The 21,868-nt window shown below is 34.2% G+C and carries 16 protein-coding genes and 2 tRNA genes; 8 read left to right on the top strand and 10 right to left on the bottom strand.

Going from position 1 to position 21,868, the window contains the following annotated elements:
• Positions 1–12: 12 nt before the first annotated feature.
• Positions 13–88, top strand: a tRNA-His gene (locus tag ACQ65V_RS14705).
• A gap of 294 nt (positions 89–382) precedes the next feature.
• Here ACQ65V_RS14705 and ACQ65V_RS14700 read toward each other — a convergent pair.
• The 4 genes from ACQ65V_RS14700 to ACQ65V_RS14685 all read right to left on the bottom strand — a co-directional run bounded on the left by ACQ65V_RS14700 (position 383) and on the right by ACQ65V_RS14685 (position 4,318).
• A complete protein-coding gene (locus ACQ65V_RS14700; RefSeq protein WP_430468509.1) occupies positions 383–1,966 on the bottom strand; it encodes a M28 family metallopeptidase in 1,584 nt (527 codons plus the stop codon).
• A gap of 129 nt (positions 1,967–2,095) precedes the next feature.
• Entirely contained in the window at positions 2,096–3,127 is a 1,032-nt protein-coding gene (locus ACQ65V_RS14695) for a M28 family metallopeptidase (RefSeq protein ID WP_430468508.1), read from the bottom strand.
• Between the two features lie 68 nt (positions 3,128–3,195).
• Positions 3,196–3,531, bottom strand: a complete 336-nt coding sequence (locus ACQ65V_RS14690) for a DUF4149 domain-containing protein (protein ID WP_155087918.1) — start codon at positions 3,529–3,531, stop codon at positions 3,196–3,198.
• A 7-nt stretch (positions 3,532–3,538) separates the two neighbouring features.
• Complete coding sequence (locus tag ACQ65V_RS14685) at positions 3,539–4,318, bottom strand: DUF3108 domain-containing protein (RefSeq protein ID WP_430468507.1); 780 nt, start codon at positions 4,316–4,318, stop codon at positions 3,539–3,541.
• A 168-nt stretch (positions 4,319–4,486) separates the two neighbouring features.
• Here ACQ65V_RS14685 and ACQ65V_RS14680 point away from each other — a divergent pair.
• From ACQ65V_RS14680 to ACQ65V_RS14670, 3 genes are all read left to right on the top strand, one after another.
• Positions 4,487–4,571, top strand: a tRNA-Ser gene (locus ACQ65V_RS14680).
• A gap of 250 nt (positions 4,572–4,821) precedes the next feature.
• On the top strand, positions 4,822–6,000 hold the full coding sequence (locus tag ACQ65V_RS14675; protein WP_155087916.1) for a hypothetical protein: 1,179 nt from the start codon (positions 4,822–4,824) through the stop codon (positions 5,998–6,000).
• A 49-nt stretch (positions 6,001–6,049) separates the two neighbouring features.
• On the top strand, positions 6,050–7,102 hold the full coding sequence (locus ACQ65V_RS14670) for a GNAT family N-acetyltransferase (protein WP_430468506.1): 1,053 nt from the start codon (positions 6,050–6,052) through the stop codon (positions 7,100–7,102).
• A gap of 13 nt (positions 7,103–7,115) precedes the next feature.
• On the opposite strand, the gene ACQ65V_RS14665 is transcribed toward ACQ65V_RS14670, so the two are convergent.
• From ACQ65V_RS14665 to ACQ65V_RS14655, 3 genes are all read right to left on the bottom strand, one after another.
• Entirely contained in the window at positions 7,116–9,275 is a 2,160-nt protein-coding gene (locus ACQ65V_RS14665; RefSeq protein ID WP_430468505.1) for a molybdopterin cofactor-binding domain-containing protein, read from the bottom strand.
• Positions 9,276–9,383: 108 nt separating this feature from the next.
• Positions 9,384–9,845 (bottom strand): (2Fe-2S)-binding protein, encoded by a 462-nt coding sequence (locus ACQ65V_RS14660; RefSeq protein ID WP_430468504.1) that lies wholly within the window; start codon positions 9,843–9,845, stop codon positions 9,384–9,386.
• 93 nt (positions 9,846–9,938) lie between these two features.
• On the bottom strand, positions 9,939–10,523 hold the full coding sequence (locus ACQ65V_RS14655; RefSeq protein ID WP_430468503.1) for a nucleotidyltransferase family protein: 585 nt from the start codon (positions 10,521–10,523) through the stop codon (positions 9,939–9,941).
• Positions 10,524–10,619: 96 nt separating this feature from the next.
• On the opposite strand from ACQ65V_RS14655, the gene ACQ65V_RS14650 reads away from it, so the two are divergent.
• From ACQ65V_RS14650 to ACQ65V_RS14635, 4 genes are all read left to right on the top strand, one after another.
• A complete protein-coding gene (locus ACQ65V_RS14650) occupies positions 10,620–11,246 on the top strand; it encodes an NAD(P)H-dependent oxidoreductase (protein ID WP_430468502.1) in 627 nt (208 codons plus the stop codon).
• Positions 11,247–11,319: 73 nt separating this feature from the next.
• Positions 11,320–12,513 (top strand): DegT/DnrJ/EryC1/StrS family aminotransferase, encoded by a 1,194-nt coding sequence (locus ACQ65V_RS14645; RefSeq protein ID WP_430468501.1) that lies wholly within the window; start codon positions 11,320–11,322, stop codon positions 12,511–12,513.
• Positions 12,514–12,530: 17 nt separating this feature from the next.
• Complete coding sequence (locus ACQ65V_RS14640; RefSeq protein ID WP_430468500.1) at positions 12,531–16,289, top strand: transglutaminase domain-containing protein; 3,759 nt, start codon at positions 12,531–12,533, stop codon at positions 16,287–16,289.
• 134 nt (positions 16,290–16,423) lie between these two features.
• A complete protein-coding gene (locus tag ACQ65V_RS14635; protein WP_430468499.1) occupies positions 16,424–17,980 on the top strand; it encodes a family 16 glycosylhydrolase in 1,557 nt (518 codons plus the stop codon).
• Here the strand turns inward: ACQ65V_RS14635 and ribB are convergent.
• From ribB to ACQ65V_RS14620, 3 genes are read right to left on the bottom strand one after another with little or no spacing between them, the layout of a single operon-like run.
• Positions 17,970–19,118: a 3,4-dihydroxy-2-butanone-4-phosphate synthase gene (gene ribB / locus ACQ65V_RS14630; protein WP_273292246.1), complete on the bottom strand. Its 1,149-nt coding sequence runs from the start codon at positions 19,116–19,118 to the stop codon at positions 17,970–17,972. The genes ACQ65V_RS14635 and ribB overlap by 11 nt on opposite strands.
• Before the next feature lie 30 nt (positions 19,119–19,148).
• Positions 19,149–21,131 (bottom strand): LptF/LptG family permease, encoded by a 1,983-nt coding sequence (locus ACQ65V_RS14625; protein ID WP_430468498.1) that lies wholly within the window; start codon positions 21,129–21,131, stop codon positions 19,149–19,151.
• Between the two features lie 38 nt (positions 21,132–21,169).
• On the bottom strand, positions 21,170–21,811 hold the full coding sequence (locus ACQ65V_RS14620) for a LolA family protein (RefSeq protein WP_430468497.1): 642 nt from the start codon (positions 21,809–21,811) through the stop codon (positions 21,170–21,172).
• Positions 21,812–21,868 lie beyond the last annotated feature (57 nt).

Here is a 21,868-nt window from a genome sequence, read left to right as displayed (position 1 = left end):
CCTAATTAAAATGGTGGTTGTAGCTCAGCTGGTTAGAGCGTCGGTTTGTGGTACCGAAAGTCGCCGGTTCGAACCCGGTCTTCCACCCTAAATTAGTAAAGCCTTTCAGAAATGAAAGGCTTTTATTGTTCTATACCTTTTGAGTAAAACTTATTATAATAATAAAGGGAACAAATGATAAACATATTGTTCCCTTTACTTGTTAATGTATTCCATAGTTGGCATTATCCAACGAGTACTATGGGTCTTTTCTCAGCCGAAATGTATCAGCACCCCAATACAACTACGTAAATTTACATAAAAACTATAAAATATCAATATATTTTATAAAAATTTAACATTTAAACTGATAATATCGCAGTTTAAACGATTATTTGGTGCATTATTGCTGTTCTGCTTTGTCAGCTACAATTCTATCAGCTCTATTGGCAACTTCCCATGCTGTGTGGAATACCAATTTTGTTCTGTTTTCCAACAAATCGTATTCAATCTTATCTGGTGTGTCTGATGGTTTATGATAATCTTCATGCGTACCATTGAAATAGAATATCACAGGAATGTTGTTTTTAGCAAAATTATAATGATCAGACCTATAGTAAAAACGGTTTGGGTCATTTTCATCATTATAAGTATAATCAAGTTCTACATTTGTGTATTTGCTATTGACTTCTTCAGAAATATTATGCAAGTCAGTACTTAATTTATCACTTCCAATAAGATAAATATAATTTCTATCACCTTCAGTACGCTTGGGATCAGTTCTACCAATCATATCAATATTTAAGTCAGCAACAGTATTTTCTAATGGAAATATAGGGTCGTTGTCTGTGTAGTATCTAGAACCTAAAAGCCCTTTTTCTTCACCAGTAACATGAAGAAACAGAATAGAACGTTTTGGGCCATGACCAGCTTTTTCTGCCATTTTAAACGCTTCAGCAATTTCTAAAATGGCGATAGTGCCAGAGCCATCATCATCGGCACCATTATAAACTTCACCATTTTTAATACCTTCATGATCTAAGTGAGCTGAGATAACTACAATTTCATCAGGCTTTTCAGAACCTTTTATATAGGCCACGACATTTTCTGAAATGATTTCTTCAGATTTATTTTCAATGGATAAGGTCAATTTTGTATTGACTGTTTTAGATGTTTTGTCTTCAGAAATTGTATTATGTAATGCTTTTCCTAGATTTTCGGTAACCATAAGCATAAACATATCGTCATCATTACTTTTTAATGATAAGCGACCAGAAGCGCCAGCCATTGCTTGTCTTTGAAAAAATGGAGCATATCTTGTAAATAAGTTATTATCCATATAAATAAGTCCTTTTGCACCGTTGTTTGCTGCAGCATCTCTTTTACTAGACAAAGATTGGCGTCCATTGGTCCATTTAGTATCCTCAGTTGTTCCTGATGTAATGTAGTTTCCATCAGCATCTTTAGGCTCTCCTGATTTTGCTAAAACGATTTTACCCTTTACATCTATATTTTTATAGTCTGAATAGTTATCCGTGTCGATGCCATACCCAACATAAACAATTTCATCTGAAGAGATATCTACGTTTCCAGATGCTCTCAAAACAATATGGTCTTCAAAACTTTTAAAGTCAGTTCCATTAACTGAAAATTTAGCTTCTGAAACACTTTGCTTTTCTAATGGAACTTCCTGAAAATAGTCGTCATCACCCAATGGAGTGTTAACTCCCATAGCTTTGTATTGTGCCTTTAAATACTCAACAGCCAGTTTTTGTCCTTTCTCACCAGTTTCCCTTCCTTCAAATTCATCAGAGGCATACTTGTATAGCATTTCTTTTAATTCTTCCGTAGTAATTGTTGAGGCATACTCAGTTGGATCTGCTACTTTGGCCTCATTCATTTGTACAGACGACGAGTTACCTTTGGAAGAAGTACCGCAACTAAAAATTAATCCCATGGCACAGAAGACCAATAAAAACTTTTTCATATCAATAAAAATTAGATGTTAGTTGTTTAAAGCCAGATGGTTATTGACTTTAAATTGATTTTTTGTTAAAATTACGAAAATCGAAGGGTCAAAAGGTTTATGCTAAATTTCTTTTAACAAACTTTAACATTAGATAATCTCTGGATTTAACCGATCTGGAGAGTTCGCTAAATACCATGCTGTAGCGAATATTAATTTTGTGCGCTCTGCTAACAATTGGTAATTAATTTTGTCAGCTGTATCTGTTGGTTTTGTGTAGTCCTCATGTTCTCCGTTAAAAAAGAAAATCACAGGTATATCTTTTTGTGCAAAATTATAATGGTCCGACCTGTAGAAGTAGCGGTTTGGATCGCTATCGTCATTATACTTATAATCTAAACTTAAGCTTGTAAAATTAGAATTTGCTTCTTGTACTATAAAATGCAATTCTGTGCTCATTCTGTCCGAACCAATTACGTAGATATAATTTTCATCATCTTTGTGCCTTTCGTCCACACGACCAATCATATCAATATTTAGCGTGCTTATGGTATTTTCAATAGGAAAAACAGGGTTATTGGTGTAATATCGCGAACCATGCAAACCAACTTCTTCAGCAGTAACATGTAGGAATACAATACTGCGTTTTGGCTTATAGCCGTCTTCTGAAGCTTTTTTAAAAGCCTCAGCCATTTCAAATACAGCAGCAGTACCAGAACCATTGTCATCAGCACCAGGATATATTTCTCCATCAATGATACCTTCATGGTCAGAATGGGCAGCTATATAAATATATTCATCCGGAAATTCAGAACCTTCAATATATGCAATGACGTTTTGCGATTCATTTAACCCTTCTGGCAATACTTCTTTAGGTACTTTTTGATAGTAATCTGGATGAGATTCTGGAGCTTTTATATTTTGAGATTTGTAGTAATTCCGAATATAATCACAGACTTCATTATGACCTTTCTCACCAGTCATTCTTCCGTTATACTTCTCAGAGGATATTTCTTCTACATGGGTTTTTAGCTCTTCGGAATTGATTGTGTTTAGGTATTTTTCAACTATTTTCTTGTCGTCGTATGAAATACTATCCTTTAAATTCTCTATTTTTTCACTATGTCTAAGTGTAGAGCAAGAGCCAACAAGAATAAGCGCTGAGGCAACTAATACTTTCATGTAACTATTTGATTTCCGCAAAAATAAGTTAAATGAGCGAAATAATTTCTGACGTTAAGTCATAAAATTTAAAAATTTTCGTCAATTTCTATATCCTCAAGGATTTCCTTAGAGTCCTCTAGGTTTTCTTCATCCCTTTGCTCTAATTGTTCGGTGTCACCGATTTCTGTGGTTGAGAAAACGCCTTTATAAATAGTGAGTCCTAACGAAATGATTACCAAAATGAAAATGTATTGAATGGTTTTCGTTTTAGTGTTTTGTTTTTTAGAAATAAATAGTACTATTAACCCACAGATAAATGCCGCAACTATTGGTGCTATGGCTAAATTAGAAAGAGGAGTTACAGCTAGTATTACAGCTAAAATTGCTGAAATAAAACCTAAGATTATAAATAGTTTTTTCATTATTAAATTAATGTTTTAAACCTGTGGCAGAAACGATCTTAAGTTCACCGTTTCCAACAGGAATTTTAAACTTCGCATATACTGGTATCTTATTCGCATCTGCCGTAAGCCATAAAAGGTTTGCATTATTGCCTTTTAAAACATCACTATCTTTTACAGATATTGCGAGCTTATAACATTCTTTGCTCCCAATTTTAGTAGATATGGTTTCTTTGCCAATATATTTTATTGTTATGGTGGTTTCTTCATTGTCAAACAGTATTGTGAAATTTTGAGAATCACCAGGACTGGCTTTGTGGATGTCTAAATTTCTGATATGGTATAAGGTACTCACTAAGTCTTTGGTAGAAGCATTGATCTTAACCGTTTTATTTTCGTCCCAAGTTTTACCGTCTTTTCTCTTTTTACGCTTAAGGCTTTTTACGAGCTTGGCCTTATGGTTATACTTGTACTGCATGAATTTATAATAGCCGCCTTCGCTAATGTCTCTTTTATAGAGGTAAGGAGTTAAAGTTTTAGGATTGACATAACTCTCATATAAATCTCTTATTTTAAAGAAGTTATCCCATTTTTTGAAAGTTGTAGCTGTACACTTTAATCGCATTAGCGTACTTTTTGATGTCTTAACTTCACTGGTTTCCATTTTTACCTGAGCAATATCCGTTAATAGACCAGACATATTATAGGATGCGGTATAGACGAGTTTTTCACCTGCAGCAATAGTCTTGTTTTGTGCTATACTGCACAGGCTAATTAAAACTGTGAAAAAGAAAAAGTAATGCTTCATAAAGATTGATTTGAAATAATAACGTTGTAAACAACATATATTATGCCGAAAATACAATGCATAATTTATTGATGCTAATTTTTTTTCAAATCTAAAATCAAAATTTAATAAAAACTAGAAAAAATCTTTGACTACAAAAAAAAGGGTTTTATATTTGCACCCGCTATTGGAGAAATGGCAGAGTGGTCGAATGCACTGGTCTTGAAAACCAGCGAGGGTCACACCTCCGGGGGTTCGAATCCCTCTTTCTCCGCAAAAAAAGTGTTAAACTTTGAAATAAAACCACCAAGTCATCTTGTGTGGTTTTTTTATTTCACCAATTTTTTTCGCATTTAAACAATTAATTATCAAGTAATAAACTTAAAATAATACCTTCGACTTATTATTGCCCTGAATTTTTAGTGATACTTTATACCAAGTCATATTTCTAAAATATATTCAGTAGTTTAATTAAAATCTATGAAATTTGATGATATAATTATCATCATTGTTAAATTATAATTATGCACAAATCATTGTTAGAAATTAGAACAAACTCGCCATCTGATGCGTCAAATGAGATTCATGCTACTGCAATCTTGCATCGTGACGAAACAGAAAATTTAAGAAGACTTGCACCTAAACTTGTTGAGCACCTAAAAGAATCTGGACTGTTTAGAATGGGATTACCAAAATTTCTTGGTGGCTGGGAGGACAATCCTGTAGAGGTTCTAAAAGCTTATGAAATACTAAGTTGTAGCGAAGCTGCTGTCGGTTGGAGTGTATGGAACAACCATTTAGCTTGTACATTTGGTCGTTATCTTGATGAGGAAAGTATGAAAGAAGTTTATAAGGATCCATCTCATGTATATGCCAATTCAGCGCGCCCAGAAGGTGTCGCGGAAATTGTTGACGGAGGTTATAACGTTTCGGGACGATGGACTTTAGTTTCTGGGTGTGAAATATCAGACTGGTTTGTTCTGCGCTGTTTGGTAACAGGAGAAGGTTTGCCATCTACTTTGGGACCAGGTGCTAATTTAAAGTTGTTTTTTATTCCTAAAGAGGCGATTGAAGTTGTAGATACGTGGCATGTTGGTGGGCTAAAAGGTACGGGTAGTCATGATGTTGTAGTGGATAATCACTTTGTCAAAGAAGCATATGCAGTAGATTTTGATAGCCCTGTAGCTATAGATAATCCTTATAGCCGTTTGCCAATTGGTTGTTTAAATTCTGCTGGTAATGCCGCTATTGCTCTTGGGATATTTAAAGCAGCAATGGATGATCTTGTGAGAATATGCTTTGAAAGAGTTACTCCTGGTAAAAATCCTGATTTAAGAGACAGAGATAGAATACAGAGTGTTGTTGCAAAAAGCAAGACTACATTAAGTGCTTTACGTGGTCAATTGCATAATGCAGTATCAGTAATTTGGGAAGAAGCTAAAAAGGAAAATACTTATACAGATGAACAACTTGCAGATGTATGGTCGGCTTCTGTTCAGGCTGCCACTATAGCTAGAAGCATGGTAACTGAGATTTATGCAGCTGCGGGAACAGTTTCTTTATATACAGAAAACAGAATTGAACGTGCCCATAGAGATATACATGCAGTATTGCAGCACGGAATTATACAACCTCACTGGATGAATCAGGCGGGAATGGCGTATCTTGGTATAAAGCCTAAAGGCGCAATGTTTAGAATATAAAATTTAAATAACATTATAATCTTAAAACAATTATACAATTAGCTATTAAATGATTGAAGTCATAAAAGATAAGAAAGTTTGGAAGGAACAAATCGCTTTGGTTTCAAATTCAGACTTTTACCATACATACGATTATCATCAGTTGTCAAAAAGTAATGATGAATACCCTATCCTTATAAAATATGCGGATGGGCAGACATCTTTGTTAATTCCTTTGCTTCTTAGAGATATTGATAACTCTGACTATAAAGATGCTACCTCAGTATATGGTTATGCTGGTCCGTTAGTACAACATATTGATGAAAATTTTAACGTAGATGATTTTCAAGATGAGTTTAATCAATTTTTGCAAAAGAATAATATAGTATCTGTGTTTTCTAGGCTTCATCCTTACATTGAACATCAAGAAAGTATTCTAAAAGGGTTGGGTACAATTACGGCTTTAGGAAATGTTGTGAATATAGACTTAACCGACACCATAGAAAATCAAAGAGCAAAATTCAGCAGACGTTTAAAAACATATTTAAATAAATCGCGAAGGTCTTGTACTGTAATTAAAGGTAACATAGATGAGCATCTTGATGACTTTATACGTCTATACCACGAGAATATGAGGCGTGTTGACGCTGATGATAGCTATTTTTTTACTAATGAATATTATCGTCAAATATTGTCAAGCGAGGATTATGAGTCGGAGTTGTCTTTATGTGTACATACAGAATCTGAAGAAATAATAGGAGCTGCAATGTTTATGAAAAAAGGGGATATTGTACAATATCATTTGTCAGGTCTTAGCGAAGAGCATTTTGAACTCAATCCTATAAAGCTGGTTATAGATGAAATGCGAATCAAATCTACCGAAGAAGGTTATAAGTACTTTAACCTTGGTGGAGGTTTAGGAAGTAATGAAGACTCTCTTTTTAGATTTAAAAGTAGCTTCTCTAAGGATTTTAAGGAGTTTAAAATCTGGAAGTACATTGTTAATGAAAATGTATATAAAGAATTAGTTTCGCAAAAACTTGGTAACGATCATGCACCTGATATTCTCGAAGCAGATTATTTTCCAGCATATCGTGCAGTTAAGAAAGCCACAGAAGTTTAGCTATAGGTTTGTGTTATGCACTTAAATCTGTCTTTCGCTTATTAAACTCATTTATAAAAGGTTGTTTGGTTAGAACTTGTCCTGTAGCAGCTTTTATAGCATTTGCTAGCGCGCCACCAGCTGGAGGTAAACCCGGTTCCCCTAAACCAGTTGGTGATAATTCATTTTCAACAAAATGAGTTTCAACAATTGGAGTTTCTTTCATTCTGATTAAACGATAGGTGTTAAAGTTAACATCTTGTGGTTGTCCATTTTCAAAAGAAAAATCACCGTACATGGCATGGCCTATACCATCAATTACTCCACCTTCAATTTGATTTTTGGCACCAGTTGGATTTACAACAATTCCACAATCTACAGCAACGGTTACTTTTTCTACCATAGGATTTCCGTTTTTCATACTAATGTCAACTACCTCTGCAACATGCGTGTTATGACTGTAATAGGCTGCAAATCCTTGATAGATTCCATCTCTAGATTTTCCCCAATTACTTTTTTCTACAGCTAGATTAATTGTATCGGTCATACGTTTAGCTGAATATTCAATACTAGGGTCTTTACCCTCTTCAACATTGCTCAACAAATCTAACCGTAACCGCACTGGATCAATTTCTAACTCTTTAGCAAGTTCATCAAAAAAGCTCTGCTCGGCAAAAGCTAGAAAATTAGTGTAGGGAGCTCTCCATGCACCAGTTGTTATTTTACTTCTATAATTTCCGGTTTCAACTTTGTAATTTTCTATAGCACCAGCAGGGAAAAAATTAGGAATTAAGCCATACATGTTCGAATTTATCGCGGCTTCTTTTAAATGGTACCCCGTCACTTTTCCATCTTTTATAGAGGCTTTTATTCTATACTTTATTGCAGGTCTATATATACCTGCCGCCATATCATCCTCTCGGGAAAATATAACTTTAACAGGTTGTTTTGTGATATTTGAAATTTCTGCTGCTTCTAATGCAAAATCACCATATAGACGTCGCCCAAAACCACCACCCATTCTTGTCATTTCTAAATGAATATCATCTTCATTTCTATTAATAAGGTTGGCAATACGTCTTGCTGTACCAGCTGGTGTTTGAATTGGGCCAACTAAATGAACCTTATCATCTGTAACGTTAGCATAGAAATTCATAGGTTCCATACAGTTATGAGGTAGAAAAGGAGATTCGTAAGTGTGTTCTAAAACTTTATCGGCTTCGGCAAAAGCTTTTTTCACATTGCCATCTTCGCGTCTTACATCTAATTTGTTGCTGTTTAATATTTTATTTAATTCATGGTCATGATCAGATGTGTTTTCTAAATCATTATCATTGGTCCAATTGACTTTCAAGGCTTTTTTGCCTTTCATTGCAGCCCAAGTATTTGATGCTAAAACAGCTACCTTATCTCCAAATTGTACTACATCAATAACTCCTTTAACTGCTTTGGCTTCAGTAGCATCAAAAGAATCAATTTTTTGCCCAAAGGCAGGAGGACGAGCAACAGAAACATATTTCATACCTTCAGAAGTATAATCTAATCCGAATAATGGTTTTCCGGTTACAATAGCTTCCATATCTACATTAATGGCGTCCTTACCAATAATTTTATAATCTTTCGGTGATTTTAAGGTGACATTTTCGGGTACTTCCAATAATGCCGCTTCACTTACTACGTCACCATAACCTAAAGTATCACCATTGTTATTTGTGATAATACCATTTGAAGCTTTGCATGTTGAAGCATCGACTCCCCATTTTGCAGCAGCAGCATTAACTAACATTTGTTTTGCAGTTGCACCTGTTTGTCTTAAAGCATCCCATCCAAATCTAATGGATTGGCTGCCACCTGCCACTTGTCTCTGAAAATTTTCAGTATCCAGAACACCTTGTTGCACTGAGACATGCTCCCAAGGCACATCGAGCTCTTCAGCAATTATCATGGGCATAGATGTTTTTACACCTTGCCCAATTTCAGGGTTGGGAGAAAAAATAGTTACATAACCGTTATCTGCAATTTTTATAAAAGCATTAAAATCATTGAAGTTCAATTTTGAAATATCCACTGGTGGTTGAGCTGCCTCCTTGCAAGCTGTAAAAAAATTGAAACCTATTAAAAGTCCTCCGCTGGCTAATGCAGAAGTTTTTATGAAATTACGTCTACTAAATGCTACTTTATTTCGATTTTTCATCTCTAGAAGTTTTGCTATCACTTATCGCTAAGTAATATAATTATTTAGATTAGCAGTATCTATTTTTCTGCCAAATGCCCACCTGCCTGTCGGCAGGCAGGTTATGCTTTAAGACATTTTTTTGGCAGCTAAAGCCACTGCTTTTTCAATTCTATTATAACTTGCACAACGGCATAGATTACCATTCATGGCATTTCTAATATCTTCATTATTTGGACTTGGGTTTTGCTTTAAAAATGAAGTAGCTGTCATTATCTGACCTGCTTGGCAGTAACCACATTGCGGAACATCCAACTCTTTCCAAGCTTCTTGTACAGGGTGTAGTTTTTCTTTAGCAAGGCCTTCGATAGTTGTAATTTCAGAATCCGTTAAATTAGAAGCTGGTATGGAACAGCTTCTTATTGCAACACCATCAACATGTACGGTACAAGCGCCACACTGTGCAATTCCACAGCCGTACTTCGTACCTAATAAATTGAGTTCATCACGAAGCACCCAAAGCAAGGGCGTGTCATTGTCCACGTTAACAGTTTTGCTTTCTCCGTTTACTTTTAAGTTAAAAGTTGCCATAATGCCTAGAATATCAGTTCAGCTAAAGTTATAAAATATTTGCGTGATTTTTATCGATGTAAGTATTTAATAATCAACATATACAAAAATGACTTACGTGTTTTTTAAATAATTTAAATAATCTTCTCTTGTATCTATGTCTATAAGTTGATCTTTTGCTTCTACAGCTATGACCGTTTCTGAATTTGAATTCAGGAATATTTTTGCTCCTTTATCACCCTTTAATTGCAATAATTGATCGAAAAATTTACTTGGAAAAATAGCAGGAACACCATAATTGCCTGAATAATTTGATGCGATTATATGTTGTGAGTGCTTTTTTGAAGTGTCAATCAATGTGTTTATATACTCAGTATCAACATTTGGTTGGTCAGCTAATGTGATTAAAACGGCATTGAAGGAATAAGGTTTTATTGATTCAATTCCCTTAATAATACTAGAGCTGAGACCTTTTTCAAATTCAGAATTGAGAATAACTTTTACATTGTAGTCTGCTATGGATTTACTGATGTCTTCTGAATGGGCACCTAAAACACAAAAGACTTTATTAGCTTTAGAATTTAAGGCACGCTCAACTGTAAGGCCTAACATGGTATTGTTATCAATGGGTAGCAATTGCTTGGTTGCTTTCATTCTTGAAGAGCCTCCAGCCGCCAAAATTAGGATAGCGATATTCATTTGCAGAGAATTGGATATAAATTTATTCAAAATATTCCATCTTTGAATATAATTTCACCCTTGAGTTAATTATGTATTTTTACAAAAAATAAGAACATGATAATTGAGAAGTTAAAATGGCGCTACGCCACTAAAAAGTTCGATGTTAATAAACAACTACCTCAAGAAAAACTTAATGTTTTAAAAGAAGCTTTTAATTTAACAGCTTTGTCTTACGGTTTGCAAACTTTAAAGATGGTGGTGATTGAAGATCAGGAAGTTAGAGAGAAATTAGTTCCGCTTTCTTATGGACAGCGTCAAGTAGCAGAAGCCTCTCATTTGTTGATATTGTGCATACAGAATGAAATAGACGATAAAGATGTTGACCAACATTTTGATGCCGTTAAGGCTTTGAGAAATACGCCAGATGATATTTTAAACCCATTTAGAAAAGGTTTAAAAACCACGATTAACAATATGCCTTCAGACAAAAAATATAATTGGGCTACACGACAAGCATATATAGCTTTGGGAAATCTAATGACTGTTTGTGCGGTTGAGAATATAGACAGTTGCCCAATGGAAGGGTTTATACCTTCAGAATTGGACAAGGCTTTAGAGTTAGATAAGCATGGGCTCAGCTCGGTATTATTACTTCCTGTAGGTTATAGAGCTGAAGACGATATGTTCGCAAGCTTAAAAAAAGTAAGAAAACCTTTATCGGATACTATCATTGAATTGTAGTAATTTTAATATCAAAACTTTGGCAGAAACTTAAAATTGTTTTAATATTAAGACTTCAATTTTAAGATAATTTATGCCAGGATTTGAGTTATTCAGCGATTTAGAGCGCAAAGAAGTTAATGATGTTTTAGATAATGGAGTATTAATGCGCTATGGCTTTGATGGCATGCGCAAAGGTCATTGGAAAGCTAAAGAATTAGAAGCTGAACTTCGCTCAACCTTTCAATCAGATTATGTACAATTAGTATCGAGTGGTACTGCTGCAGTTTCAATAGCATTGGCTTCAGCTGGAGTGGGTGCAGGCGATGAAGTTATTATGCCAACATTTACTTTCGTTGCCAGTTTTGAAGCTATTATGATGTTGGGAGCAATCCCTGTACTGGTAGATATTGATGATACCTTAACGCTAGACCCAAAGGCTGTTGAAGAAGCGATCACAGCAAAAACAAAAGCCGTAATGGTAGTACAAATGTGTGGCAGCATGGCCAATATGGATGCTTTACGCACGGTTTGTGATAAACATAATTTAATTTTTGTTGAAGATGCATGCCAAGCCATTGGAGGTAGCTTTAAAGGAAAACCTCTTGGAAGCATCGCTGATTTAGGTTGCTTTTCTTTCGATTTTGTAAAAACAATTACTTGTGGAGAAGGTGGGGCAGTAGTCACAAATAACAAGGATTATTATACCAATGCAGATCATTATTCAGATCATGGGCACGACCATGTTGGTAATGATAGAGGTGCTGAAACCCATCCGTTTTTGGGTTATAACTTTAGAATATCAGAGTTAAATGCTGCAGTTGGACTGGCTCAAGTAAGGAGACTGCCAGAATTTATTTCAATTCAGAAAAGAAACTATACCATTATAAGAGAAGCTTTGTCCCATATTCCTGAAGTAACTTTTAGAACTGTACCAGATGGTGGAGAGGAAAGTTATGCGTTTTTAAACTTCTTTCTGCCAGATTTAGAGTCTGCAAGAAAAGTTTCCAAAGCATTTAAAGATAATGGTATTGATGCCTGTTTTCACTACTATGACAACAATTGGCATTATATAAGAAAATGGGACCATTTAACCAATTTAAAATCTTTATATCCAATTTCTAAAGAAGTAAAAGAAGGTTTGCAATATCTTCAAACCAAGTCTTTTGAACAATCCGACCATTACATCGGAAGAAATATTTCTTGTCTAATAAAACTCTCTTGGACAGAAGAAGAAGTAAAAACCAGGGCTAATAAAATGGCTCAAATTATTGAAACTATTAATTAAATATCTCAAATAAACCTATGAAGAAAGTTTACCTCTCCATTGCGGCAATTCTTTTTGTTGCATTTAATTGCCTGGCTCAAAGTAATCATGAAGAATTTTGGAACAAACTGTTGTCCAATGATAGAGCTGAAGCGGAAAAATTAATCAAGAAAAACAAAAGTTCTGATCTAGAATGGTTGCTTTCTAATGAAATTTTGAGAAATGAAAACGGCAAGATCATTACCAGTAAAAAGTTTTTGGATGAATTTTTGGCCAAAGACGAGTTTGAATATTATCTATTTGCCTTCTGGAACAAATCCTTTTTGTTTCAAGATTATTTAGATGAAGGTTTTAATAACCAGGTTTTTCAAACTATCGATGATATTAGTGATCATGGCATATCGCATGTAGATTTACAAGATGCTGTGTTATATCTCGAAGCCATAAAAGGGCGACACAAAAATGATTGGGATGCTTATTACAGCTTTAATGATAAAATTAATAGTGTAAAGGAATGGCAGTACTGCGGAAGTTTTGAGAATCTTAATAAAAGTGGACTGGACAAATTTTATGAAGCTGAAAACAATCCAAGTTCTGAGAGCATGTTTGATGCGAGAAGTAATGGCTATTTAGGTTGGTACAATGGTACCAATAGTAAAGAGGCTTATCAGTTTTTTACTAACCATAACGAATATGGTTCTGGCGTTAATTACGCTCAAACATTTGTGAATTCTAGTGAAGACCAAAGGATTTTTATCCGTATGGGAAGCGGGTCTGCTTTTAAGATTTTTTTAAATGATGTTGAGATTTTTAAAAATGATAAAGATGTATCAACAGACTTAAATGCCTACGGAGTAACCGTTAACTTACCAAAGGGTAATAACAGATTGTTGGTAAAAACTGCCGAAAGTAATTCTACGTCTTATTTCTTGTTGTCACTTTTTGATGAAAACAAGAAGCCTTTAGAAAACGTAACGATTTCTAGTAATCCGGTTAGTTATAATACTTCAAGTTTGGAAGCTTTAAACCCGGAAGAGCAAGAGAATGATTTCGAGGCCTTTTTTAAAGAGAAGATAGAAGCTAATCCAAATAACTTTCTGTACCATTATGCATTGTACGCAACTTATATAAGGAATTCAAAATATGAAGAAGCAAGAAATGTATTAATGCCACATTACAAAGACTACCCAAAAAGTTCTTTTCTTCGTAATGCTTTAATGCAAACTTATAATTTAGAAAACGATTATACCTCTGCTAATGAACTTAATGAGAATATTGAGCGCGACGACCCTGATTATTATCTTCCGATTTTAAATAAACTGTCTGAATATGGTGAGTTGTCTAGACTAACTATGGATGAGTTTGATGAGTATATCGTAAAACTTAAAAATGCCTTTGATTCTGAACTCATTAAGACTGGTGCCGATTTTATATCTTATGCAAGAAAAGAAGACATTAACGGTATTAAGAATACATTAGAAAACCTAAACACTCTAGCCGAAAAATATGGTAACGATAGTTTTAGACTTAAGTATGCACCATTCTATGATCAGATTTTTCAAGATCAAGACAAAACCATTTCTATTTTAGAGGATATCGTAGAGAACGGGTTCAGTATGGGCGCAGAAAATCAACTTATACAATATTACGAGGATAAAAACCAGAAGAAAAAGTCATTGGCTCTCGTTGTTAAAGATTACGAACATTTAACAAATGATAATACGTATCTAAAACGAATTGTCAATAATTATATGCGTCATCAAATGTATAAGAAAGCATTGCCTTATGCAGAGGAGATGCTTGCAAACTATCCTTATAGTTTTACAACCATGGAGCTAAAAGGGGATATTTTAAAACAATTGGGTAAAACCGATGAAGCTCTAAAATATTACGAAAAAGCGCTAACTCATAACAGTGGCGATTCCCAATTAAGAAATAAAATAAATGATATTTCAAAAAAGGAAAATCTCATTAATGACCTAGTTGTAGAAGAAGCTTATGATTATATAGAATCCAATAGAAACAAAATCACAACCAACAATTATGGGTTTAATATTCTAATGGATGATAGTAATATAGAAATTTTTGAAGAGGGTGGTTTTAAATACCGTTATGTTTATATCTACGAGGTCACCTCTAACAATGGTATTGAAACGTTTAAAGAATACAACTTAGGACTTGGAGGTTCTTATAAATTTTTAAAGTCTGAATTGGTAAAACCTAATGGTAATGTAGTTCCGGCAGATAGAAGAGGCTCTAATCTTGTGTTTAATGACATCAATATTGGTGATGTTGTATATATTGATTATGAAGGTATTGTGTCTACAACCGGAAGATTTTATAAAGATATCTCAGATAAAATACAAATGGCGTCTTTTCACCCAGCGGTAATGACTTCGGTAGAAATTTTAGTACCTCACTCGGTAAAATTACATCACAAATATATGAATGGGAATTTAGAACCTGAAGTAATAAAAAGGAAAGATCACAACTTATACAAATGGGAAATAAACAATCCTGAAACATTAATGTTTGCTGAGGATTATATGCCTAACTCTGTAGATCACGTTGAGTATTTGCATTTTAGTACCATTAGCGATTGGAATGATATATCTATTTGGTATTCGGATTTGGTGAGATCTAGGATTGAAATCAACACCAAAGTAGAAGAGGAGTTTAATAAGTTATTCCCTGATGGTTATAAGCAACTTAGCCAAGATGAACGCGCAAAGATTATTTACAACTATATTACATCAAACTTCAACTATAGTTATGTAAGCTTTAAACAAAGCGGATTTATTCCTCAAAAACCAGCAAAGACTATAAACACAAGTTTAGGTGACTGTAAAGATTTTTCTACGCTTTTTGTAACCTTAGCTAAAATGGCAGAATTAAAATCTAATTTGGTTTTGGTGCTGACATCAGATTACGGAAGAAACAATTTGGTTTTACCAAGCACGGACTTTAACCATTGTATTGTTAAGGTAATGATAGATGGCAAACCACAATTCTTAGAGCTTACGAGTAAATATTTACCATATAAAGCGTTGCCAACAAGTTTAAGGGGAGCAACAGCTTTAGAAATACCTTTAGCGTCGGAGAACTTAAATAAGACCTATGATTTAATTCATTTAGATGATGTCAATAGAGTTAAATCCCACGTTGAAAACGTCATTGTATTAAACGTTAATGATGATAATTTGAACCTAGATATCACAACAGAGGTAAAAGGACATAATGTTTCGTATTACAACGAAGTTTTTAGTGAACCAAATGCTGAAGTCATTAAAAATAACATGACAGACGATTATAAAGCAAAATTGATTGATGACTTTACATTAAATGAAATTTCAGATATTGAAAAGAAGGATGATAATACAGCAGTATCTTTTAAAACAGATTTAACTTTAAATAAAAAAATGAGCAGTATTGGTTCAATTAAAATAATGCAACTACCAATAATATCTCATCCCTACGAAAACTCTATAATTCAGTTGGAAGAGCGTAATTATATTATCGATTATATCCAATACGAAACTGTAGACACCTATAAAACAGAATATATTATAGAAATTAAAGAAGGTGAATCTTTTGTTGAAATACCAGAAAGCAAGAGCTTTAAATTCAAAAACCATGAATATTCAATTACTTATGAGGTATCAAAACCAAATAAGTTAAAAGTAACGATAGACTGCACAACGCCTTACGATAATATTAATCCAGAGGATTATGCAGAGTATAAGACTTATGTTAAAGGAATTTTAGATGCAGAAGCTGAATATGTTGGGTTTAAATAATAAAATGACCATCCAGTAAGAGTCAACGTTTACTTTATTAAAGTAACCTATACAAAAATGGTATTGTACTGTTTTTGTATAGGTTTCATGTTTTAATATAAAGTGATTGATTCATAACTTTACAAAAAAAAGCTATGAAGTTAAACTACATTATAACTACAATTACTCTTCTGTCAACGTGGTTTTTGTTCGCACAACAGATGCCTATCAATTTTTCAGATGGGTCGCATGCATTTGCTACTTTTGGAAATAGTGGATTTTCGTTCAATACGGATCCAGACGATGGTAGTGATCCTGTAGGTCAGTTTTTTAATGATGGTTCAGATCCATGGCAAGGGTTTTATTTGGATTTAGCTTCGCCTGTAGATTTAGATGCTGAACAGGTCATCACCTTATCTTTTTATCAGTTCGACCCTAATACACATAATATTATGGTAAAGTTAGAGAGTGGTGCCAATCCAGATGTAGAAGTTGTTATGAGCAACTCAGGTTGGGGATGGACAAATGATATATCTTTGAATTTTGCTAATGCTACCATCAGTGGAACTTCAACTCTAATGAACGCAACAGGCACATACTCTAGACTTACAATTTTTGTAGATGGAGGTAATACAACAACGGGTACTTATCTTATTGACGACATAAATGATGGATCTGAAGCCGTAGACCCTAACGAATTGGATGTTATATACAACGATTTGGTTTGGGCAGATGAGTTTGATGGCAACGGAAGTATAGATTCTAACAATTGGTTTCATCAAACCCAGTTACCTGCAGGTGGAAATTGGTTTAATGGAGAGGAGCAACATTATACCAACCGTATTGAAAATTCATATGTAGATAACGGATTTTTAAATATAGTTGCCATAAAAGAAAGTTTTACAGATCAAGGCGAAACCAAACAATATACCTCTGCAAGGTTAAATTCAAAGTTTGCCTTTACATACGGTAGAGTAGATGTAAGAGCTAAGTTACCTGAAGGGGATGGTACTTGGCCAGCAATCTGGACCTTAGGTAAAAACATAAACGAAGACGGAGCCTATTGGGATAACCAAGGCTTTGGAACTACTAATTGGCCAGCTTGTGGTGAGATAGATGTTATGGAGCATGGCTTGGGTGCTACAAATACTGTAAGCAGCGCTTTACATACTCCTTCTAGTTTTGGTGCCACTGAAAATTACCAATCCTATGCTTTAGATGATGTTGCCAATAATTTTCATGTGTACTCCATGAATTGGTCTCCAAATCAAATTACGTTTATGATTGATGGTGTTGGATTTTACACTTACAATCCTTCTGTTAAAAATGCAGACACATGGCCTTTTGATGAAGACCAATATTTACTGTTGAATATAGCGATGGGTGGCGTATCTGGTACAATTGATCCAAATTTTACGCAAAGTATTATGGTCATTGATTATGTGAGGGTCTATCAGAATACTTTAAGTGTCGATGAAAAATTTGAAAATAAGTTCAGTGCTTATCCAAATCCTGCTTCGAGTTATATCAATATAAAATCTAATTCAAACATTGAAAAATTAGAGCTTTACAATACCTCAGGTCAGTTGGTCATTAACTATAACCAAAGTACAAATAGAATAAATGTTAAAGGCTTAAAATCTGGTATTTATGTACTTAAAATATACTCTGAAGGTCGATCGGTTAGTAAAAAAGTTCTAATTAATAATTAACATACTCAACAATCTCTAAACCATAGCCAATCATACCAACACGTTTGGTCTGTAAAGCATTAGACATTAATTTGAGTTTGCTAATCTTAAGATCGTGAAGAATCTGTGCACCAATACCAAAATCCTTTGCATCCATAGGTATTCTAGGTGCTTTTACAACCTGTCCTTCAACTTGATTTTCCTTTAATATTTCCAAGCGAGAGAGTAGATTCATAGATTCTGCCTGTTGATTAATAAAGATAATTGCTCCTTTACCTTCTGAGTTAATGGAGTTAAACATATCATCTAACTTCTGGTCTGCATTGTTAGTTAATGTTCCTAATATGTCATTATTAACTAAAGTGGCATTAACACGCGTTAAAACGGGTTCGTCAGATTTCCAATTGCCTTTTGTTAAGGCAATATGAACTTGGTTATTTGTAGTTTGTAAATAGGCTCTTAATCTAAATTTTCCAAAACGCGTTTCTATATCAAAGTCTTCCTTTTTCTCAATCAAGGAATCGTATTCCATGCGATAAGCCACTAAATCTTCAATAGAAACAATTTTTAAGTCAAATTTGTTAGCCACTTCCATAAGTTGTGGCAAGCGCGCCATGGTACCATCTTCGTTCATTATTTCAACAATGACACCTGCAGGTTCAAATCCTGCTAAACGTGCAAAATCTATGGCAGCTTCCGTATGACCTGTACGTCTTAAAACACCACCTTCTTTTGCAACTAAAGGAAATATATGTCCAGGTCTTGCTAACTCAAATGCTTTGGTGTCGCTGTTAACCAATGCCTTTACTGTTTTAGCTCTATCATTTGCAGAAATACCAGTACTAACACCATTTCCTCTTAAATCTACTGAAACGGTAAACGCAGTTTCCATGGGATCTGTGTTGTTTCTCACCATCATGTTGAGCTCAAGTTCCTCGCAACGATGTTCTGTAAGTGGAGTGCAAATTAAACCTCTACCATGCATTGCCATAAAGTTGATCATCTTTGGCGTTACCATTTCTGCTGCAGCGACAAAATCACCTTCGTTTTCGCGATTTTCATCATCGACAACAATAATAACTTTCCCTTGACGGATATCCTCAATGGCTTCTTCTATAGTATTCAACTTAGTTTTTGTATTCATAGTGTTAACTGACATCACAACAAATTTAAAGCTGCTAAGATACGTTTATTTTATATTTTGGATGCAACTTCGGTAGAAGTCTAGTGTAATCTTGTTACGATGAATCAAATATTTAAAGGGGTAGAGCGGAAGCGTTAAAATGAAAATTATTGGATTAAAACGGTTCTTTTTTTGCCCAATCGTTTTGTAAAATTTAGAATAGACAACTGCATCTACAACAACATAAATAATAAAGAATACAAATGCAATAATACTAAGGCTAAGTGATGCTTCAGCGACTTCTGGCAGCTTATTGTTTTTACATATAAAATGTAAGCCCAATAAAACGCCACCAATGATAAAACTGACCAAACTAGTTGTGGAGTAGTCCTTGTAATCCTTCAAAAGGGTTCTTGCTTTAATAAGTTTATCATCTACCTCTAGACCTTCCTTTTTTAAGCTTTCTAAAGGAATATTTCTGTTCAATAAATTATGAAGGGCAATCTCCTTTGGTTTCTTATCTAAATCAAATTCATCTTGTTTCTTAATTATACCAACCAATTCCTCAACTGAATATTTTTTATAGTAGTTGTAAGATTTAGTTTCGCTTTCAGATAACTGCAATTTATTCTTTGGTGTAAATAAACGTTTTAGAGGCACCATTACAGCATCAAACTGAAAGACTCCTTTATCATTGGTTGCCCTAGTAGTTAAATAAATACTCAACGGCAACATTACCGCTGTAGATAGCCAAGACCCTATAATTGGACTAAAACTTCCTTTTTCGGCACTGTTTTTAGCAAAAATCCCAAAAAAATGATACGTTAAAAACAGTACTATGGCAATAACCATCGGTAAGCCCAATCCACCTTTTCTAATTAAAGCACCTAATGGAGCTCCAACAAAAAAGAGTATGATACAAGCAAAGGCCAGAACAAATTTATCGTGCAAAGCAATAATATGTTTGTTTAGAAATATTGCCTTGATTTCAAAATTATTCTTGTTAGAGTCTATAATCTGTCTTGTACTATTGGCTGAGTTGATGGCAAGATTAACTATCTGTACTTTTTGACCAGCACGGAAAAGATCTAAAATATCTCCTGTGAACAGCGAATCCTTGTCTTTTGTATTGATATTGAGGTTTAATGCAGAGTACGTTGTACGGCCGTAGAGTGTCTTTGAGAGCAATTTGTAATCTTCTTCTCGTTGATTTTGGAGACTGTCAATGGTATAATTTAATTGATCAATATTTTGCATTGAATGACGACCTCTATAATTCTTTTCGTCTAAATCTTCAGAATTAAGAATTTCGAGGTCAACATTTATAATATAATTGTCAAAGTAGCTTCTGGCATGTGGTTTATCCACATTTTTTCGTGCATCTCTATTGACGATTTCTTCATAATAATTACCATTGATCAGCTCTAGTTGAAGCACATTAGAATCTGGTGAGCTTTTCAGCTCCCCTTTTTCCGATACTATGACTTTATAATTTCCTTTTCTTGCAGAGCTTTTTTGATGTATCACAACACCTTCCAAAAACTGACCTCTATCTCCAGACTTTTTTTCAACTTTAATGTTAATGTCACCAATTTCATTAAACTGCCCTTCTGCAATGGCTAAGGCTGGCTTTACCTTAGCGATGTTTCGTCTTAGATTGTAAAAATTATACTCTCCCCAAGGAATAACATTATTGGCAAAAAAGAAACAGGCTATACCGAGTGCAACAATAAAAACACTTAGGCTTCGCATGGCACGCTGTAGAGAAATCCCAGTGGATTTCATTGCTGCAAACTCATAGTTCTCTGCAAAATTCCCGAATACCATAATAGATGATAGCAGAATGGTCAATGGCACTACCAGAGGAATAAGCTTCGGCATATAATACAAAATGAACTTTGCCGTAACAGAAATATCTAAATCCTTACCTGCTAGCTCAGCGATATAGAGCCAAACGCCTTGCAGAACAAAGATGAACATGAATATAATAAAGACGCTAAAAAACGTCCTTAAGAATGTGATAAGTATGTACCTATCTAATATTTTCATTGAGTTGCCGCAAAAGCGGTAATCTTTTTTATTAAACCTTAATCGATTCTATTGATAAAGTAATCACTGTATTTACTTTCGTCAAATGTAAATAAGGTTTTTGAGATAGGCTGATCGGTTTTAAAAGAATTAACAGTTAATGTTGTCTTTGTTCCGTTTTTACCCACTTCTATAAGGTTGTAGATGTGCTTTGTTGTGGCATCTATACCTAATAAAATATGCTTTATTTCAGAATTGGTATCGATAGGATTCAACTTTACATACTGAATCTTTCTACCTTTTACATTCTGAACAATATCCATCTTATAAGTATAACCATCTTCATAAAACGATAACATTTTACTAGGTGTAATAGTGCCTTCATCTTCTGTGTTGTCTGAAGAAATGGTAACTTCTTCGTCTTCTGGACTTATAGTATAAAGTGTTTTGCCGTCAAAGATTCTTGTAACGCCTAAGATGTTAAGTTTGTACTTCTCGCCCTCAATAACAACATCACCACGCGTTTCTTGCTTAATGTTTTCACTTACATTGTTTAGTTCGTATTTAAAGTCTAGGCTAATATTGTTGTATGCCTTAATTTTCTTACTAACCTCGGTTAATAATGCTTCAGCCTTGGTGTCGCTTTGAGCAAAGCCAGTAAGTCCAAGTGCTAAAAATGCTATAATAAATAATCTTTTCATGTCTTTTATAATTTAAATCTTATCTGTTAGTTTCAGTTTTTTTATCTAACAGCGAAG

The sequence above is a fragment of the Winogradskyella ouciana genome, assembly GCF_965284585.1.
Classification (GTDB): domain Bacteria; phylum Bacteroidota; class Bacteroidia; order Flavobacteriales; family Flavobacteriaceae; genus Winogradskyella; species Winogradskyella ouciana.
This window is presented reverse-complemented; position numbering and strand designations above follow the sequence as displayed.

Excerpts from the sequence above, each read along its gene's own strand:
- ACQ65V_RS14660 (WP_430468504.1), bottom strand. The coding sequence starts at position 9,845 with ATGGCAACTTTTAACTTAAAAGTAAACGGAGAAAGCAAAACTGTTAAC.
- ACQ65V_RS14695 (WP_430468508.1), bottom strand. The coding sequence starts at position 3,127 with ATGAAAGTATTAGTTGCCTCAGCGCTTATTCTTGTTGGCTCTTGCTCT.
- ACQ65V_RS14640 (WP_430468500.1), top strand. The coding sequence starts at position 12,531 with ATGAAGAAAGTTTACCTCTCCATTGCGGCAATTCTTTTTGTTGCATTT.
- ACQ65V_RS14700 (WP_430468509.1), bottom strand. The coding sequence starts at position 1,966 with ATGAAAAAGTTTTTATTGGTCTTCTGTGCCATGGGATTAATTTTTAGT.
- ACQ65V_RS14675 (WP_155087916.1), top strand. The coding sequence starts at position 4,822 with ATGCACAAATCATTGTTAGAAATTAGAACAAACTCGCCATCTGATGCG.
- ribB (WP_273292246.1), bottom strand. The coding sequence starts at position 19,118 with ATGTCAGTTAACACTATGAATACAAAAACTAAGTTGAATACTATAGAA.
- ACQ65V_RS14665 (WP_430468505.1), bottom strand. The coding sequence starts at position 9,275 with ATGAAAAATCGAAATAAAGTAGCATTTAGTAGACGTAATTTCATAAAA.
- ACQ65V_RS14650 (WP_430468502.1), top strand. The coding sequence starts at position 10,620 with ATGATAATTGAGAAGTTAAAATGGCGCTACGCCACTAAAAAGTTCGAT.
- ACQ65V_RS14670 (WP_430468506.1), top strand. The coding sequence starts at position 6,050 with ATGATTGAAGTCATAAAAGATAAGAAAGTTTGGAAGGAACAAATCGCT.
- ACQ65V_RS14635 (WP_430468499.1), top strand. The coding sequence starts at position 16,424 with ATGAAGTTAAACTACATTATAACTACAATTACTCTTCTGTCAACGTGG.
- ACQ65V_RS14645 (WP_430468501.1), top strand. The coding sequence starts at position 11,320 with ATGCCAGGATTTGAGTTATTCAGCGATTTAGAGCGCAAAGAAGTTAAT.
- ACQ65V_RS14620 (WP_430468497.1), bottom strand. The coding sequence starts at position 21,811 with ATGAAAAGATTATTTATTATAGCATTTTTAGCACTTGGACTTACTGGC.
- ACQ65V_RS14625 (WP_430468498.1), bottom strand. The coding sequence starts at position 21,131 with ATGAAAATATTAGATAGGTACATACTTATCACATTCTTAAGGACGTTT.
- ACQ65V_RS14655 (WP_430468503.1), bottom strand. The coding sequence starts at position 10,523 with ATGAATATCGCTATCCTAATTTTGGCGGCTGGAGGCTCTTCAAGAATG.
- ACQ65V_RS14690 (WP_155087918.1), bottom strand. The coding sequence starts at position 3,531 with ATGAAAAAACTATTTATAATCTTAGGTTTTATTTCAGCAATTTTAGCT.
- ACQ65V_RS14685 (WP_430468507.1), bottom strand. The coding sequence starts at position 4,318 with ATGAAGCATTACTTTTTCTTTTTCACAGTTTTAATTAGCCTGTGCAGT.